We start from the raw sequence: 15,158 nt of genomic DNA on the forward strand, positions 1-15,158 counted from the left end.
AGTGTCGCGTGGACCGGCGCGGCGCGGGTCCGCCGCAGGGCCGGGCGCGCTGGCTACGGTTCATCTGCGCGCAGTGCGGCCGCGGACTCGGGCGGCCGTTGCGGGCGCGCCGCCGGAACGCCCGCGGCCGGCGGCCGCGCCGCTTGAACGCCTGCTCGCCCGTACGCGCGGCCCCGCTGCCCAGCGACGCGCGCGCATGCCATGCTTCGCGGATATGTCCGTCCCGCATCCGCTCAGCGCCACCAGCTACGCCGCCCGCATCGCCTTCGTGGTCGAGTTGGCCGAACGCCTGCACAGCTACGGCACCACCGCGCAGCGGCTGGAAGGGGCGGTCACCTCGGTGGCGCAGAAGCTGCGTCTGGAGTGCGAGCCCTGGTCCAATCCGACCGGGCTGATCCTGACCTTCAGCGACCCGCAGCGCCCGATGGGCGACAGCGACACCACCCGGGTCATCCGCCTGCCACCGGGCGAGAACGACCTGTACCGGCTCAGCGAGACCGACCGCATCGCCGAGGAGGTGATGGCCGGGCGCCTGGACCTGGCCGCCGGCCACGCCGCGCTGGAAGCGCTGGATCGCCCGCGCACGCGCCGCTGGCGGACGATGCAGGTGTTCGGCTACGGCCTGGCCGCCGGCGCGGTGGCGGCGCTGCTGCGGCTGCCGTGGCTGGACATCGGCGTGGCCGCGGTCAACGGCCTGATGATCGGCCTGCTGGTCGACGTGTCCGGCCAGCGCCCGCGCCTGCGCGAGGCGCTGGAGGCCATCGCCGGCATGTTCGCCGCCGCGGTGGTGGTGCTGGTGGCCAACTTCGTCGCCCCGCTCAACCAGAACACGGTGATCATCGCGTCGCTGATCGTGCTGCTGCCGGGTATGGCGCTGACCAACGCGGTCAACGAATTGACCAGCCAGCATTTGGTATCGGGCACCGCGCGCTTCGCCGGCGCGGTGACCACGGTGGTGAAACTCGCGGTGGGCACGGTGATCGGCCTGTACCTGGCCGACCTGGTCGGCCTGGAGCCGGTGGTGCGCGCGTGGCGGCCGCAGGAGGGCTGGGTGGAATGGGCCGGGCTGGCGGTGGCCTCGTATGCGTTCGCGGTGTTGTTCCGCGCCCATCGCGCCGATTATCCCAAGGTCATGGCCGCGGCCGCCGGCGGTTATCTGATCTCGCGTTTCGTCGGCCTGGCCTGGGGCAGCCCGGCGGGAATCTTCCTGGCCGCGTTGGTCATGACCGCGCTGGGCAACGCCTACGCGCGCTGGGGCAACCGGCCCGGCGCGATCCTGCGCGTGCCCGGCATCATCTTGCTGGTGCCCGGCAGCGTCAGCCTGCGCGGGCTGCTGAACATGCTGCAGCAGCAGGACGTGCAGGTCGGCCAGGACGCGGTGCTGGCGGTGGTGAATATCCTGCTGGCGCTGATCGCCGGATTGATATTCGGGAATCTGCTGCTGCCGTCGCGGCGTAATCTGTAGCGCGCGATGGGGGATAGGGCGCGTTGATTCGTCGCGGATCGGGCGGCCTGTCCGGAAACGGCGAAAGCAAATGAAAACGCCGGCGCGAGGCCGGCGGTTTCAATGGATTTTGCTTTTCGGCGCCGATTACTTGATCAGGAAATCGTCCAGCTTCTTGCCCTGGGCGGTGTACGCCGCCAGCCAGCGCGGCTGCTTGCCGCGGCCGGTCCAGGTTTCGCCGGTATTGGCCGGGTTGCGGTACTTCGGCGCGACCTTGCCCAGCGGCTTGCGCGCCTTGCGCGCGGCCGGGGCGGCGCTCTTGGCGGCCTTGGCCGGACGGCCGGCGCGGGCTGCGGGAGCGGCGCCGCCGAACAGTTCTTCCAGTGCGTAGCCTTCGGCCTTGAGCAGGGCGACGACTTTCTTGCGCACCGCGGCCAACGGTTTGCGCTTGTTGAGGGTGGTCTTGCGCTTCTTGGCCTGGCTGATCAGATTTTCCAGTTCCTTCGCGGACAACGTAGAGATGTCGATCGTCATGGAGCCTCCGGGAGTATGGTCGGAATAACGGCCAGTCCCTGGCGCGCGGCAGCATAGTAAAGGCAGCGCCGGGGCGGCGTAAATGCCAATCGGGATATTCCCCGGCATATTTAACAGGTGGCGCGCGGTATTCCTCGGCGGCGGCGGCGGGATAAACCTCGGGCCGGCGGGGGCGGCCGCGGACGCGCGCGAGCGCTGGAAACACGCGGCCGGCGGCGGCGCGACGGCCCGGGCCGGGCGGAAACCGCCGCGGCGGCAGGGCGGCGCCGCGGTTATGGCGATGGATTTCGCACAACGCGACCGCGGTTATCTAAAACGGGCACGAAACCTGCTTGCAGCAGGCCGGGCCGAAGGCGGCCGCGGCCGCCTTCGGTGGGGTTCGGGGCAACCGGCGGCGCCTTTGCGGGCGCCTGCAAAATCCCCGCGCCGGACTCAGCCGGCGGCGCCGATCCGCGCCAGCACCGCGGCGCGGTCGAGATTCTCCGCCGCGTCCGCGCGGCGGTGGCGGTATTCGAAACTGCCGGCGGCCAGGCCGCGCTCGGACACCACCACGCGGTGCGGCACGCCGATCAGTTCCATGTCGGCGAACATCGCGCCCGGGCGCAGGCCGCGGTCGTCCAGGGCGGCGTCGACGCCGGCCTTGAGCAGGTCCTGGTACAGCGCCTGCGCGGCCTCGGCCACGGCCGCGTCGTTCTTGGGATTGATCACGCACACCACCGCCTGCCACGGCGCCATCGCCTCGGGCCAGGCGATGCCGGCGTCGTCGAAGTTCTGCTCGATCGCCGCGGCGACGATGCGCGACACGCCGATGCCGTAGCAGCCCATCGCCGGCACCGCGGCCTTGCCGGTCTCGTCGAGCACGCTCAGCTTCATCGCCTCGGCGTACTTGCGGCCGAGCTGGAACACGTGGCCGACCTCGATGCCGCGGGCGATGCCGAGGGTGCCCTGGCCGTCGGGCGAGGGGTCGCCGGCGACCGCGTTGCGGATGTCGGCGACCTCGTCCGGCTCGGCCAGGTCGCGGCCCCAGTTGACCCCGGCGAGGTGGTAGCCGTTGTCGTTGGCGCCGACCACGAAGTCGGCCATCGCCGCGACGCTGCGGTCGGCGACGACGCGAATCGCGCGCGCCGGCTTCACCGGCCCCAGGAAGCCCGGCTGCGCGCCGAGGTGTTCGAGGATTTCCGCTTCGGTGGCCAGGCGGTATTCGGCCAGGCCGGCGAGCTTGGACAGCTTGATCTCGTTGACGATGTGGTCGCCGCGCACCAGCGCCAGCGCGAACTGCGGCGCGCCGTCGGCGTCGCTGCCCATGATCGCCACCGACTTGACCGTGCGCTGCAGGGCGACGCCGAGCAGCGCGGCCACGTCCTCGCAGGTCTTCTGCACGGGCGTGTCGACCTTGCGCAGGTCCTCGCCCGCGGCCGCGCGCGGGCCCGGCGAGACCGCCTCGGCCAGCTCGACGTTGGCGGCGTAGTCGGAGCCGTCGGAGAAGGCGATCGCGTCCTCGCCCGAATCGGCCAGCACGTGGAATTCGTGCGAGGCGCTGCCGCCGATCGCGCCGGTGTCGGCGAACACGGCGCGGAACTTCAGCCCCAGGCGGGTGAAGATGCGGCCGTAGGTGTCGTACATGTTGCGGTATTCGCGGCCCAAGTCTTCGTCGCCGAGGTGGAAGGAGTAGGCGTCCTTCATCAGGAACTCGCGCGCGCGCATGACCCCGAAGCGCGGGCGGATCTCGTCGCGGAACTTGGTCTGGATCTGGAAGAAGTTCACCGGCAGCTGCTTGTAGCTGGACAGCTCGTTGCGGGCGAAATCGGTGATGACCTCTTCATGGGTCGGGCCGACGCAGTACCACGCTTCCTTGCGGTCCTTGACCTTGAGCAGCTGGCCGCCGAATTTTTCCCAACGGCCGGTTTCCTCCCACAGCTCGCGCGGCTGCACCGCCGGCATCAGCACCTCGATCGCGCCGGCCGCCGCCATCTCCTCGCGCACCGCGCGCTCGACCTTGCGCAGCACGCGCAGGCCCAGCGGCGACCAGGTGTACAAGCCGGCGGCGAGCTTGCGGATCATGCCGGCCTTGAGCATCAGCTTGTGGCTGACGATCTCGGCTTCGGCGGGCGTTTCCTTGCTGGTGTGGAGGTGGAACTGCGACAGGCGCATCGGTCGGGATTCGTGGGATGGGAAAGGGCGACAGTGTGCCATGCGCGCGGCGCGGGCTGCCGCGGCGGCCCGCGCAGGCGCGGCGCACAAGGCTGCGGCGCCGGGCGCACGGGCGCGCGCGCGGCCGCAGCGGGCCGCGCGGCGGGCGAAAAAAAACCGCCGCGCGAGGCGGCGGTCTGTGGCGATCAGGCGCGCGCCGGGCGGCGCGGATCAGGCCTTGGGCGCGCCCGCCGGCGCGGCGGCGGCCGGCGCCGCGCCCGGCGCCGGCGTGCAGTAGGCGCGGATCGAAGCCTCGGCCAGCTGCACCTGGGCGGCGCGTTGCTGCGCGTCGAGGACGTTGTCGGGCTTGCCGTCGCCGTCGCTGTCGGTGCCGACCTGGGCCGAGCTCTGCAGCTGCTTGAGGTTGGCGCGGGCGGAGGTGCACTGGCTGTTCTCGGCCGGCGCGCTGGCGGTGGCGCCCTGGCTGGGGGTGCCGCTCTTGTTGCGGATCACCCGGTTCTTGACCTGGCCGCTGCCGGATTGGCCGGGCGGGGGCGAGTCGGAGTAGTGGGTGACGCCCTGGGCGTCCTTCCACTGGTACAGGTCGGTGGCGGCGGCCGGGAAGGCCGCCAGGGCGGCCAGGACGGCGCCCAGGCCCAGCGCCGGCAGGGCGCGACGGGCGGAAATACGGGACGTGCGGGACATGAAGGGCTCCGGAAGCGGGGCAGCGGAACGTCGGAAAACGCGGACCAGGCCGCGGTACGGCGGGGGGAACCGGAATTGCAGCATCCTGCCATGACGACGGCAAGCGCTACACTTCCCAGTTATGGAACCCCAACCCACGCCCCGCCCGCGCGGACGCGGCATTTACCTGCTGCCCAACCTGTTCACCACCGGCGGCATGTTCGCCGGTTTCTACGCGATCATCGCCGCCACCCAGGGCCGCTTCGACGAGGCCTGCATGGCGATCTTCGTCGCCGCGATCCTCGACGGCGTGGACGGCCGGGTCGCCCGGCTGACCAACACCCAGAGCGAATTCGGCGTGCAGTACGACTCGCTCGCCGACCTGATCAGCTTCGGCCTGGCGCCGGCGCTGGTCATGTACCACTGGGCGCTGGAGGCGACCAAGCTCGACGGGGTGATCCCCGGCAAGATCGGCTGGGTCGGCGCCTTCCTCTACGCCGCCTGCGCGGCGCTGCGCCTGGCCCGGTTCAATTCCCAGGTCGGCCAGGTCGACAAGCGCTGGTTCATCGGCCTGGCCAGCCCGGCCGCGGCCGGGCTGGTGGCGAGCTTCGTGTGGACCTGCCACAGCTTCGACCTGTCCGGCGAGGAACTGCGCTACGCCGCGCTGGCGGTGACCGTCGTCGCCGGCCTGCTGATGGTCAGCCGGGTGCGCTACGTCAGCTTCAAGGGCAGCGGCCCGCGCAACGACCGGGTGCCGTTCCTGGCGATCCTGGTGGTGGTGGCGGTGCTGGTGGCGATCGCCATCGACCCGCCGCGAGTGCTGCTGGCGATCTTCGCCCCGTACGCCTTGTCCGGGCCGGTGCAGGCGATCTGGCGCCGGCTGCGGCGCGCGCCCGAACCGCCGGCGGCGCCGCCGGCCGGCGGAGCGGGGGCGGCATGAGCGGGCTGTGGGACGCGCAGCAGCGCGAGTGGCTGCAGGCGATGGGCTACTCGGTGCTGGCCCTGGCCGGCGACGAGAGCGTCGCGGCCGAGGCTGAGGCCGCGCCCGCGCGCGGCGGCCGCGACGCGGCGGCGCGTGCCGAGGCCGGCCAGCGCGACTCCAGCGTGCGTGGCGAGCGTACGCGCGAGGCCGGCGCGGCAGACGCCCATCCCCGCGGCGACGCCGGCCGGCGTCCGGCCGCGGCACCGTCCGCGCGCAACGAAGGCGGCGAAAGCGCGCTGCTGCGCAACCTGCTGCGTGCCGCGCGGCGCCAACCCGGCGACGCCGAGGTGCTGGCCCTGTTCGACCCCGCCGCGCTGCGCGCGCCGGCGGCCAAGCGCGCGCTGTGGCCGCGCCTGCGCGCGCTGCGCCGCGGCGCCGGCGCGCGAGGCGCGCGCGGATGAGCGCGCTGGCGCCGGATGTGGAGGACGCCACCGCCGCGCCGGCCGGGCTGCGGCCGATGCGCGAGGACGACCTCGACGCGGTCCACGCCATCGAGATCCGCGCCTACGAATTCCCCTGGACCCCGGGCATCTTCCGCGACTGCCTGCGCGCGGACTACCCGTCCTGGGTGCTGACCGACGCCGGCCGCGTCATCGGCTACTTCCTGATGAGCGTGGCCGCCGGCGAGGCGCACGTGCTCAACGTCTGCGTCGCGCCCGAAGCGCACGGCCGCGGCTACGGCCGCCGGCTGCTGCGCGCGCTGCTGTACATCGCCCGCGGCCGCGGCGCCGAGCGGGTGTTCCTGGAAGTGCGCCCGTCCAACCCCGGCGCGATCGCGCTGTACCACAGCGAAGGCTTCAACGAGATCGGCCGCCGCCCGCGTTACTACCCGGCCCGCGGCGGACGCGAAGACGCGCTGGTGATGGCGATCGAGCTGCTGGCGCAGGAGTGAGCGGCCGTTGCGGGAGAGCCTTCAGGCCCAACGCTTTCGTGCCCGGTCGCCGAAAAGCACAGGCCCCGCCCCCGAAGCCTTCCAATCGGCGCCCACAAAAAAGCCGCGACCAAGTCGCGGCTTTTTCGTCGACGCCCAGCGCCCGGATTCAGTCCAGCTTGCGCCGCTGCGCCGCCAGTTCTTCCAGCATCGCGGTCCAGTCGACCAGGCGCTTGCGTTCCTGCTCCACCACCGCCGGCGGCGCGTTCTGCACGAAGGTGTCGCTGGCGAGCTTGGCCTTGCACTTGTCGATCTCGCCGGCCACGCGCTTGCTTTCCTTGTCCAGGCGCACGCGCTCGGCGTCGAGCTTCTCCGCCGGCAGCGGCACCAGCAGGGTCAGTTCGCCGACCACCGCCGGCGCGGCCGGCGGCGCGGAGGCGGCGTCCTCGACGAACTCGATCCGGTCGAGCTTGTTGAGGAAGCGCAGCTGCGAGGCGAAGCGTTCGCTTCGCTCGCGGTCGCTGGCGTCGCCCTTGGCCAGCAGCAGCGAGACCGCATCGGACGGCTTGACGTTGAGCTCGCTGCGCACCTTGCGCAGCGCCGACACCATCGCCTTGAGCCATTCCACGTCGGCCTCGGCCTGGGCGTCGCCGCCGGCGATGTCGGCGGCGCGCGGGTACGGCCGCAGCATCACCGTGGCCTCGTCCAGGCCGAGCTTGGGCGCGATCTGCTGCCACAACTCGTCGGTCACGAACGGAATCAGCGGATGCAGCAGCGACAGCAGGCGTTCGAGCACGTACAGCAACGTGTGGCGGGTGCTGTCGGCGGCGGCGCGGTCCTCGCCCTGCAGCGCCGGCTTGGACAGTTCGACGAACCAGTCGCAGTAGGCGTTCCAGGCGAATTCGTACAGGCTCTGGGCGAGCAGGTCGAAGCGGTAGGCGGCGAAGTGGGCCTGCGCCTCGGCCGCGGTCTTGGCCAGCTGCGCCAGGATCCAGCGCTCGGCGTCGGTCCGGGGCTGCGGCGCGCCGGCGAAGCTCGCGCCGTCGGTGTTCATCAGCACGAAGCGGGTGGCGTTCCACAGCTTGTTGCAGAAGTTCTTGTAGCCCTCGGCGCGGCCGAGGTCGAACTTGATGTCGCGGCCGTGGGTGGCCAGCGCGGCGATGGTGAAGCGCAGCGCGTCGGCGCCGAAGGCGGGGATGCCGTCGGGGAACTCGCGGCGGGTGGCCTTCTCGATCTTCTCGGCCATCTTCGGCTGCATCAGGCCCGAGACGCGCTTGGCGACCAGGTCCTCGAGCGGGATGCCGTCGATCAGGTCGAGCGGATCGAGCACGTTGCCCTTGGACTTGGACATCTTCTGCCCGTCCTTGTCGCGCACCAGGCCGTGCATGTACACGTCCTTGAACGGCACCACGCCGACGAAGTGGTCGGTCAGCATGATCATGCGCGCGACCCAGAAGAAGATGATGTCGAACCCGGTGACCAGCACGCTGGTCGGCAGGTAGCGCTCGAAACCGCGCGCGCCCATCGCCGCCTCGTCCGGCCAGCCCTGGGTGCTGAACGGCCACAGGCCCGAGGAGAACCAGGTCTCCAGCACGTCGTTGTCCTGGCGCAGCGCGACGTCCGCGCCGAGCCCGGCGCGCGCGCGCGCATCGGCTTCGTCGCGGCCGACGTAGATCGCGCCGGCGTCGTCGTACCACGCCGGAATGCGGTGGCCCCACCACAGCTGGCGGCTGATGCACCAGTCCTGGATGTTCTCCATCCAGTGGCGGTAAGTGTTGATCCAGTTGCCCGGAACGAAGCGCACCTCGCCGGCTTCCACGATCTCCAGGCCGCGCGCGGCCAGGCCGTCCATCTTCACGAACCACTGGTCGGTGAGGTAGGGCTCGATCACCTGGTTGGTGCGGTCGCCGCGCGGCACCTGCAGCTTGTGGTCCTTGGTCTCGACCAGCAGCCCCAGCGCTTCCAGGTCGGCGAGCACGGCCTTGCGCGCGTCGAAACGGTCCAGGCCGACGTACTTCGCCGGCGCGTTGCCGTTGACCTTCGCGTCCAGGGTGAAAATGTTGATCAGCGGCAGGCCGTGGCGCTGGCCGACCGCGTAGTCGTTGAAGTCGTGCGCGGGGGTGACCTTGACCACGCCGGTGCCGAACTCGCGGTCGACGTAGGCGTCGGCGATGACCGGAATCTCGCGCTCGCTCAGCGGCAGCTTCACGGTCTTGCCGATCAGGTGCGCGTAGCGCTCGTCGTCGGGATGGACCATGACCGCGGTGTCGCCGAGCATGGTTTCCGGACGCGTGGTGGCGACCACGAGCGTCGCGCTGCCGTCGCTGAGCGGATAGGCGATCGACCACAGGAAGCCGTTCTCTTCCTCGTTGACGACTTCCAGGTCGGAGATCGCGGTCTTCAGCACCGGGTCCCAGTTGACCAGGCGCTGGCCCCGGTAGATCAGGCCCTGCTCGTGCATGCGCACGAACGCCTCGACCACGGCGTTGGACGCGATCGGATCCATGGTGAACATCGAGCGCGACCAATCGCCGGACGCGCCCAGGCGGCGCATCTGCCGCTCGATGGTGCCGCCGGAATGCTGCTTCCACTCCCACACCTTCTCGATGAAGCCGTCGCGGCCGAGGCCGTCGCGGGTCAGCCCTTCCTGGCCGAGATTGCGCGCCACCACCATCTCGGTGGCGATGCCGGCGTGGTCGGTGCCCATCTGCCACAGCGTGTCGCAGCCGAGCATGCGGTGGTAGCGGATCAGCGCGTCCTGCAGGGTGTGCTGGAACGCGTGGCCCATGTGCAGGGTGCCGGTGACGTTCGGCGGCGGCAGCAGGATGGTGTAGGCCGGCCCCTCGCCGCGCGGTTTGAATACGCCGCTGCTTTCCCACTGTTCGTACAGGCGGGCTTCGAACTGTTTGGGATCGTAGCTGGACTCGAGGGACATAGGTTCGGGAATCGGGAGTAGGGAATAGGAAGTCGGGTGGAACGTCTGCCGGATATGGGGACGATGCAGGAGCGTCGAAACGGCTCCGGCCGGTTCCCCATTCGCGGCCTCACATATCGTGCTTGTTCAACTGCAACCCGCGCGCCTGGTACTGCTTCCAGCGCTCGCGCAGCGGGCCGCGCGCGCTGTCGTCGGCAGGGACGACTTCGAGCACGCGCTCGAAGCCGTCGGCGACCGCGGCGTCGCGCAGGTTGATCACCAGCGGGCGCAGCGCGGGGTCGTGGTCGGGCGCGGCGATCAGCACGTCGGCTTCGTCCTCGTCCTCGTCCATGCCGGCGATCTGGTGCGGGATGTAGGCGTCCTCGCCCATGTCCCAGAGCATGTCGTCGAGCTGCTCGGCCTGCTCGGCGCTGCGCGCCAGGATCAGGGCCGGCAGGTTGGCGGCATGGGCCTTGCGCGCAAGCTCGCAGACCAACCGAAGCGGCTCTTCTTTGAAGCGCGGCGATTGGATGAGGTAGAAGTCGGCGCGGGGCATGGAGGCCTACTGTGCGGAGGGAAACGGGTTGTTCGGCTGGCAGGGAGCGTTTTCGCAGGGCCACCGCAGGCGACGGCCCTGCCGCAGCCGCGCCTGCGGCATCGCGCGGACGACGCCCATGGCCGGCATCATCGCCTGCCGGGCGTCCACGCCCTGGATCTCAGGGCGCGACGCCGGGCCAAAGCCGTCGTCGGGCTCGACCGCGCAGGCGCGGTCTTCGCCGCGGGTATGCGGCGGGCCGATGCGGACCCGCAGGATCGCTTCCGAACCATCGGTAGCGACCCTGCGCGCATTGCGTTCGGCCATCCGCATGCCCGTGCGCGGCGCTCAGGCGCCGCCGCGCTCCAGCAGCCACTGCGACAGCATGCCGACCGGCCGGCCGGTCGACAGGCCGCGCTTGCCTTCTTCGCTGGCGACGCCGGCGATGTCCAGGTGCGCCCAGCGCTGGCCTTCGGCGAAGCGGGCCAGGAAGCAGCCGGCGGTGATCGCGCCGGCCCAGCGGCCGCCGATGTTGTAGACGTCGGCGAAGGTCGATTCGAGCTGGGTCTGGTACTCGTCCCACAGCGGCAGGCGCCAGGCGCGGTCGAACACCTGCTCGCCGGCGCCGATCAGCTCGGCGCTGAGGTCGTCGTGCTTGCTCATCAGGCCGGCGGCGAACTTGCCCAGGGCGACCACGCAGGCGCCGGTCAGGGTGGCGACGTCGAGCAGCGCCTGCGGCTCGAAGCGCTGGGCGTAGGTCAGCGCGTCGCACAGGATCAGGCGGCCCTCGGCGTCGGTGTTGCCGACCTCGATGGTCTTGCCGGACATGCTGGTCAGCACGTCGGACGGGCGGTAGGCGTCGGCGTCGGGCATGTTCTCCACCGCCGGCACGATCACCACCAGGTTGATCGGCAGCTGCATGCCCACGGCCGAGACGAACGCGCCCATCACCGAGGCCGCGCCGCACATGTCGAACTTCATCTCCTCGACACCGCCCTGGACCTTGAGGTTGATGCCGCCGGTGTCGAAGGTGATGCCCTTGCCGACCAGGACGTACGGCTTGGCGTCGCCGCCGTTGCTGTACTTGAGCACGATCAGCTTGGGCGGATTGGCCGAGCCGCGCGCCACCGCGAGCAGCGAGCCCATGCCCAGCTCCTGCATCTGCGCGCGGTCGAGCACTTCGCACTCGGTGTTGGCGAAGCGGCCGGCGAACTCGGTGGCCTGCTGGGCCAGGTAGGCCGGGTTGCAGATGTTCGGCGGCAGGTTGCCGAGCTCGCGCGCGAACTGCACGCCGGCGGCGATGGCCTGGCCGTGGGCGAGCGCGGCGGCGTCGCTGCCGCTGATCGAGAGCTTGCGCAGGCCCGGCTCGTCCTTCTTCTTGCCGAGCGTGGCGGTGTAGCGGTAGCAGGCGTGGTCGGCGGCGATGGCGGCCTGGCGGATCGCCCAGGCGGCGTCGCGGCCGGCCACCGGCTCTTCGCTGAGGGTCAGCAGCGCGTGCGCGACCGGGCCGGCCTTGAGCGCGCGGGCCGCGTCGCCCACCGCCTTGAGGTACTGGGCCACGCCGAACTTGCCCGGCTCGCCCAGGCCCACCACCAACACGCGCGGCGAGGCCACGCCGGGGACGTCGTGCAGCAGCGCGGTCTTGCCGGTTTTGCCGCTGAGGTCGCCGCGTTCCAGCAAGACCGTCAGGCGGCCGCCGCTGGCTTCATCCAGCGTTCGCGCGGCGGCGGTCAGGGTCTTGTCGGCGAAGGCGCCTACCACGACGCAATCGGTTTGGGCGGCGGCCGCAGCGTCGCGGTTCAGGTCGAATTCGAGGGTCATCCAACAGATTCCCGAGCAGATAGGAAGGTGAGTACGTACAATCGTCCGGCTGTGCCGAGGCCGATCCTGAGAACGCATGCCCTGCGGCATGCCTTGTGGGGCGGACCGCGGAACCGGCGGACGGCCGGCGACGCGGGGCGCGGAAGGATTCGCGACCGGGGCCAGGCCCGCCATGGCGTTCCGGGACCGGAATCGGACCGGTCGCCGGGCGGCGAGGGCAGGCCAGCCGTCGAACGAACCCCCGAGTTTAAAGCAAGCCCGCCCGATGCCGAAGCCCATTCCGAAGCGCGCCCCCACGCCTCATGCAGAAGCTTGACCGTTACCTGACCGGCGAATTCGCCCAGGCGATCTTCGCCACCCTGGTGGTGCTGCTGATCGTCTGCGTCGGCGGCGCCTTCACCGACGTGCTCGAGGACATCGCCAAGGGCAAGGTCCCGGCCGGGCTGATGCTGGTCCAGCTGGGCCTGGTCCTGATCAAGTGGCTGCCGCTGATCCTGCCGCTGGCGCTGCTGCTGGGGCTGATGCTGGGCATGGGCCGGCTCTACCGCGACTCGGAAATGCCGGTGATCGCCTCGGTCGGCGTCGGCCCGCGCCGGCTGCTCAAGCCGCTGCTGATGGTGGCCGGGCCGATCGTGCTGCTGGTCGGCGCCTGCTCGATGTGGCTCGGCCCCTGGGCCGACCGCTCCTCGCGGGCGATGATCAACGAGGCCAACCGCAGCCTGGTGGTGGCCGGGCTGGAGCCGGGCGCCTTCACCGGCCTGCCCAACGGCAACGGGGTGATCTACGTCGGCGGCATGTCCAACGACGGCAAGAGCTTCGACCGGGTCTTCATCTACCGCAACAAGCCCGACCGCCGCGACGTCACCACCTCCAAGACCGGCCGCCTGACCGTCGACGCCAACGGCGAGCGCTACCTGACCCTGGACGACGGCTTCGAGGTCGAAGGGCCCGACAACGGCGACCTCAACTACCGGCTGATGCGCTACAAGCGCAACGACGTGCTGCTGCCGGCCAACGAGGACCGCTACGATCCCAAGTCGCCGGAAATGCTGACCACCTTGCAGTTGCTCGGCGACCCGCGTCGCGAGGCCAACGCGCAGCTGCACTACCGCCTGACCCCGCCGCTGATGGCGCTGGCCTTCGCCCTGCTGGCGATCCCGCTGGCGCGCAGCACCCCGCGCCAGGCCCGCTACGGCAGCATGCTGATCGGCTTCCTGGCGTACCTGATCGGCTTCAACTTCATGATGATGGGCACCGGCTGGCTCGAGGACGGCAAGATCCCCGGCCTGCTCGGCCTGTGGTGGCTGAGCGTGCCGCTGCTGTCGGTGGCGCTGTGGATGTACCTGCGCGACGGCCGGGTCGGCCGGCGGAGGGCGGCGGCATGAAGCCCTTCCCGAAGATCCACGACATCTACGTCGGCCGGGTGGTGCTCAGCACCGTGCTGCTGACCTGGGCGGTGCTGCTGGGCCTGGACTTCATGCTCAGCTTCGTCGGCGAATTCGGCGACATCGGCAAGGGCCGCTACGGGATCATGCAGGCGCTGGCCTACATGGCCCTGACCGTGCCGCGGCGCGCCTACGCGCTGTTCCCCTACGCCTCGGTGGTCGGTTCGCTGATGGCGCTGGGCCAGTTGGCCTCGACCTCGGAGCTGACCGTGCTGCGCGCGGTCGGCCTGTCGCGGCGCCGGCTCAGCATCGCGGTGGCCGGCGCGCTGGCGCTGCTGACCCTGCTGATGGTGCTCAACGGCGAGACCCTGGCGCCGGCCGCGCAGCGCCGCGCCGAGGGCCTTAAGGCCGCGGCCAAGTCCAACAACCAGGTAGTGGCCGAGTATTCCGGCCTGTGGGCGCGCGAGGGCGACGTGATCCTGGCCGCCAGCCAGGGCCAGGAGCGCAGCCAGGGCGCCGACCGCTGGCTGGAGCTGCGCAACGTCAACCTGTACCAGTTCGGCGCGGACGGGCGGCTGGTGTCGATCGCGGTGGCCGGCGTGGCCGAGCACCGCCCCGGCGGCTGGCTGCTGCGCGACGTCACCCGCACCACCTTCCACGAGAAATCGGCGGAGAAGAAGCAGATCGCCGAGGAGCGCTGGGAGTCCAAGCTCGACAGCTCGGCGTTGATGAGCGGCACCAACCGCCCGCGCTACCTCAGCGCCACCGCCCTGCACAAGGCGATCGAGGACCGCCAGCGCAACCAGCTCGACGCCGGCGAATTCGAGGCCCACTACTGGGGCCGCTGGTTCTACCCGCTCAACGTGCTGGCGCTGTGCCTGGCCGCGGTGCCGTTCGCCTTCGGCAGCCTGCGCAGCGGCGGCATGAGCAAGCGCTTGTTCATCGGCATCGTGTTCGCGCTGATGTTCTGGCTGCTGCAGAACCAGTTCGTCGAACTGGCCAAGGTGTTCCGCTTCGACTTCCGCCTGGCCTACCTGATGCCGACCGTGGTGATGCTGTCGGTGTCGGCGTTCCTGTTCCGGCGACGGTCGGGCTAGCCGCAGCGCCTGTGGGCATCCCGCCTGTGGGTATCGCCCTGTAGGAGCGACGCAAGTCGCGACCGCGACACCGCACAGGCCGCGCAAGCCGCGATTCGTCATGGTTCCGCCGCAGTCGCGCCGGCGCGTCGGGTGGCGCGGTCGCGACTCGCGTCGCTCCTACAAGGGGGTGCGGATCAGCGCTTTTGCTTGGGCAGGCGCTCGGTGCGGGTGCCGCTGGCGCGGTCGTGCCAGGTCAGCCGGTCGCGGTCGAGCCAGGCCCACCAGAAACCGAGCCCGCCGAGCAGCAGCGACAGCGTGCCGGCCGCGTAGCGCAGCCACAGCGCCTTCCAGCCCGGCGCGCCGCCGTCGGCGGCGCCGACCCGCAGCCGCCACGGCCGCATTCCCAGGGTCTGCCCGCCGCGGCGCCAGCTCAGCGTGGCGTAGCCGCCGGCGGCCAGCCAGCACAACGTCCATTCCAGGAACCACCATCCGGTCAGCGGCCGGATGTTCTCGTGGGTGTCGTGCCCGGCGGCGGTGAAGGCCACCACCATGACCACGCCGATCAGCATCCACAACGCCAGCACCGGCCAGAAGTCGTAGAACAGCGAAAGCAGGCGCCAGCCGATCAGCGGCGCGGGGCGGTCGGGGGCGGTCACGGTGGCGGGTGCGCTCATGCCGTCAGGATAAGGCCGGAGCGGGCGCGAAGCAGCGGGCGCGCGCGCAAGCGGCGCGCTCGCGGCGTTCGCCCGCGACGCGCTGCCTCGCCTTCGCCCGCGCTG

14 protein-coding genes are annotated in these 15,158 nt (G+C 71.0%); 6 read left to right on the forward strand and 8 right to left on the reverse strand.

From position 1 onward, the window contains the following. Window positions 1-214 precede the first annotated feature (214 nt). Window positions 215-1,465, forward strand: a complete 1,251-nt coding sequence (locus BLV01_RS08900) for a threonine/serine exporter family protein (RefSeq protein ID WP_091797624.1) — start codon at window positions 215-217, stop codon at window positions 1,463-1,465. Between the two features lie 126 nt (window positions 1,466-1,591). On the opposite strand, the gene BLV01_RS08905 is transcribed toward BLV01_RS08900, so the two are convergent. The 3 genes from BLV01_RS08905 to BLV01_RS08915 all read right to left on the reverse strand — a co-directional run bounded on the left by BLV01_RS08905 (window position 1,592) and on the right by BLV01_RS08915 (window position 4,813). Continuing rightward, window positions 1,592-1,978: an H-NS histone family protein gene (locus tag BLV01_RS08905; protein WP_091797627.1), complete on the reverse strand. Its 387-nt coding sequence runs from the start codon at window positions 1,976-1,978 to the stop codon at window positions 1,592-1,594. A 432-nt stretch (window positions 1,979-2,410) separates the two neighbouring features. Then, window positions 2,411-4,129: a proline--tRNA ligase gene (locus BLV01_RS08910; RefSeq protein ID WP_091797630.1), complete on the reverse strand. Its 1,719-nt coding sequence runs from the start codon at window positions 4,127-4,129 to the stop codon at window positions 2,411-2,413. Window positions 4,130-4,339: 210 nt separating this feature from the next. Beyond that, a complete protein-coding gene (locus BLV01_RS08915; protein ID WP_091797633.1) occupies window positions 4,340-4,813 on the reverse strand; it encodes a DUF4124 domain-containing protein in 474 nt (157 codons plus the stop codon). A gap of 121 nt (window positions 4,814-4,934) precedes the next feature. Between BLV01_RS08915 and pssA the strand changes: the two genes are divergently transcribed. Genes pssA through rimI form a run of 3 tightly spaced genes read left to right on the forward strand, consistent with a single transcriptional unit; the run spans window position 4,935 to window position 6,666 of the window. Further along, window positions 4,935-5,732 (forward strand): CDP-diacylglycerol--serine O-phosphatidyltransferase, encoded by a 798-nt coding sequence (gene pssA / locus BLV01_RS08920; RefSeq protein WP_091797636.1) that lies wholly within the window; start codon window positions 4,935-4,937, stop codon window positions 5,730-5,732. Beyond that, entirely contained in the window at window positions 5,729-6,175 is a 447-nt protein-coding gene (locus tag BLV01_RS08925) for a hypothetical protein (RefSeq protein ID WP_091797639.1), read from the forward strand. Before pssA ends, BLV01_RS08925 begins: the two co-directional genes overlap by 4 nt. After that, window positions 6,172-6,666 (forward strand): ribosomal protein S18-alanine N-acetyltransferase, encoded by a 495-nt coding sequence (gene rimI, locus BLV01_RS08930; RefSeq protein ID WP_091797642.1) that lies wholly within the window; start codon window positions 6,172-6,174, stop codon window positions 6,664-6,666. Before BLV01_RS08925 ends, rimI begins: the two co-directional genes overlap by 4 nt. Window positions 6,667-6,814: 148 nt before the next feature. Here rimI and BLV01_RS08935 read toward each other — a convergent pair whose 3' ends face one another. The 4 genes from BLV01_RS08935 to BLV01_RS08950 all read right to left on the reverse strand — a co-directional run bounded on the left by BLV01_RS08935 (window position 6,815) and on the right by BLV01_RS08950 (window position 11,915). Then, window positions 6,815-9,580: a valine--tRNA ligase gene (locus BLV01_RS08935; protein WP_091797645.1), complete on the reverse strand. Its 2,766-nt coding sequence runs from the start codon at window positions 9,578-9,580 to the stop codon at window positions 6,815-6,817. Window positions 9,581-9,689: 109 nt separating this feature from the next. After that, window positions 9,690-10,115, reverse strand: a complete 426-nt coding sequence (locus BLV01_RS08940) for a DNA polymerase III subunit chi (RefSeq protein ID WP_091797649.1) — start codon at window positions 10,113-10,115, stop codon at window positions 9,690-9,692. 6 nt (window positions 10,116-10,121) lie between these two features. Then, window positions 10,122-10,421, reverse strand: a complete 300-nt coding sequence (locus BLV01_RS08945) for a hypothetical protein (RefSeq protein WP_091797652.1) — start codon at window positions 10,419-10,421, stop codon at window positions 10,122-10,124. 21 nt (window positions 10,422-10,442) lie between these two features. After that, window positions 10,443-11,915: a leucyl aminopeptidase gene (locus BLV01_RS08950; protein ID WP_091797654.1), complete on the reverse strand. Its 1,473-nt coding sequence runs from the start codon at window positions 11,913-11,915 to the stop codon at window positions 10,443-10,445. A 302-nt stretch (window positions 11,916-12,217) separates the two neighbouring features. On the opposite strand from BLV01_RS08950, the gene lptF reads away from it, so the two are divergent. After that, window positions 12,218-13,300 (forward strand): LPS export ABC transporter permease LptF, encoded by a 1,083-nt coding sequence (gene lptF / locus BLV01_RS08955; protein WP_091797657.1) that lies wholly within the window; start codon window positions 12,218-12,220, stop codon window positions 13,298-13,300. Then, entirely contained in the window at window positions 13,297-14,397 is a 1,101-nt protein-coding gene (gene lptG, locus BLV01_RS08960) for an LPS export ABC transporter permease LptG (RefSeq protein WP_091797660.1), read from the forward strand. Before lptF ends, lptG begins: the two co-directional genes overlap by 4 nt. Window positions 14,398-14,573: 176 nt before the next feature. Here lptG and BLV01_RS08965 read toward each other — a convergent pair whose 3' ends face one another. Then, window positions 14,574-15,053: an RDD family protein gene (locus BLV01_RS08965; RefSeq protein WP_091797664.1), complete on the reverse strand. Its 480-nt coding sequence runs from the start codon at window positions 15,051-15,053 to the stop codon at window positions 14,574-14,576. Between the last annotated feature and the right edge of the window lie 105 nt (window positions 15,054-15,158).

The sequence above is a fragment of the Lysobacter sp. yr284 genome, assembly GCF_900107375.1.
GTDB lineage: Bacteria > Pseudomonadota > Gammaproteobacteria > Xanthomonadales > Xanthomonadaceae > Lysobacter.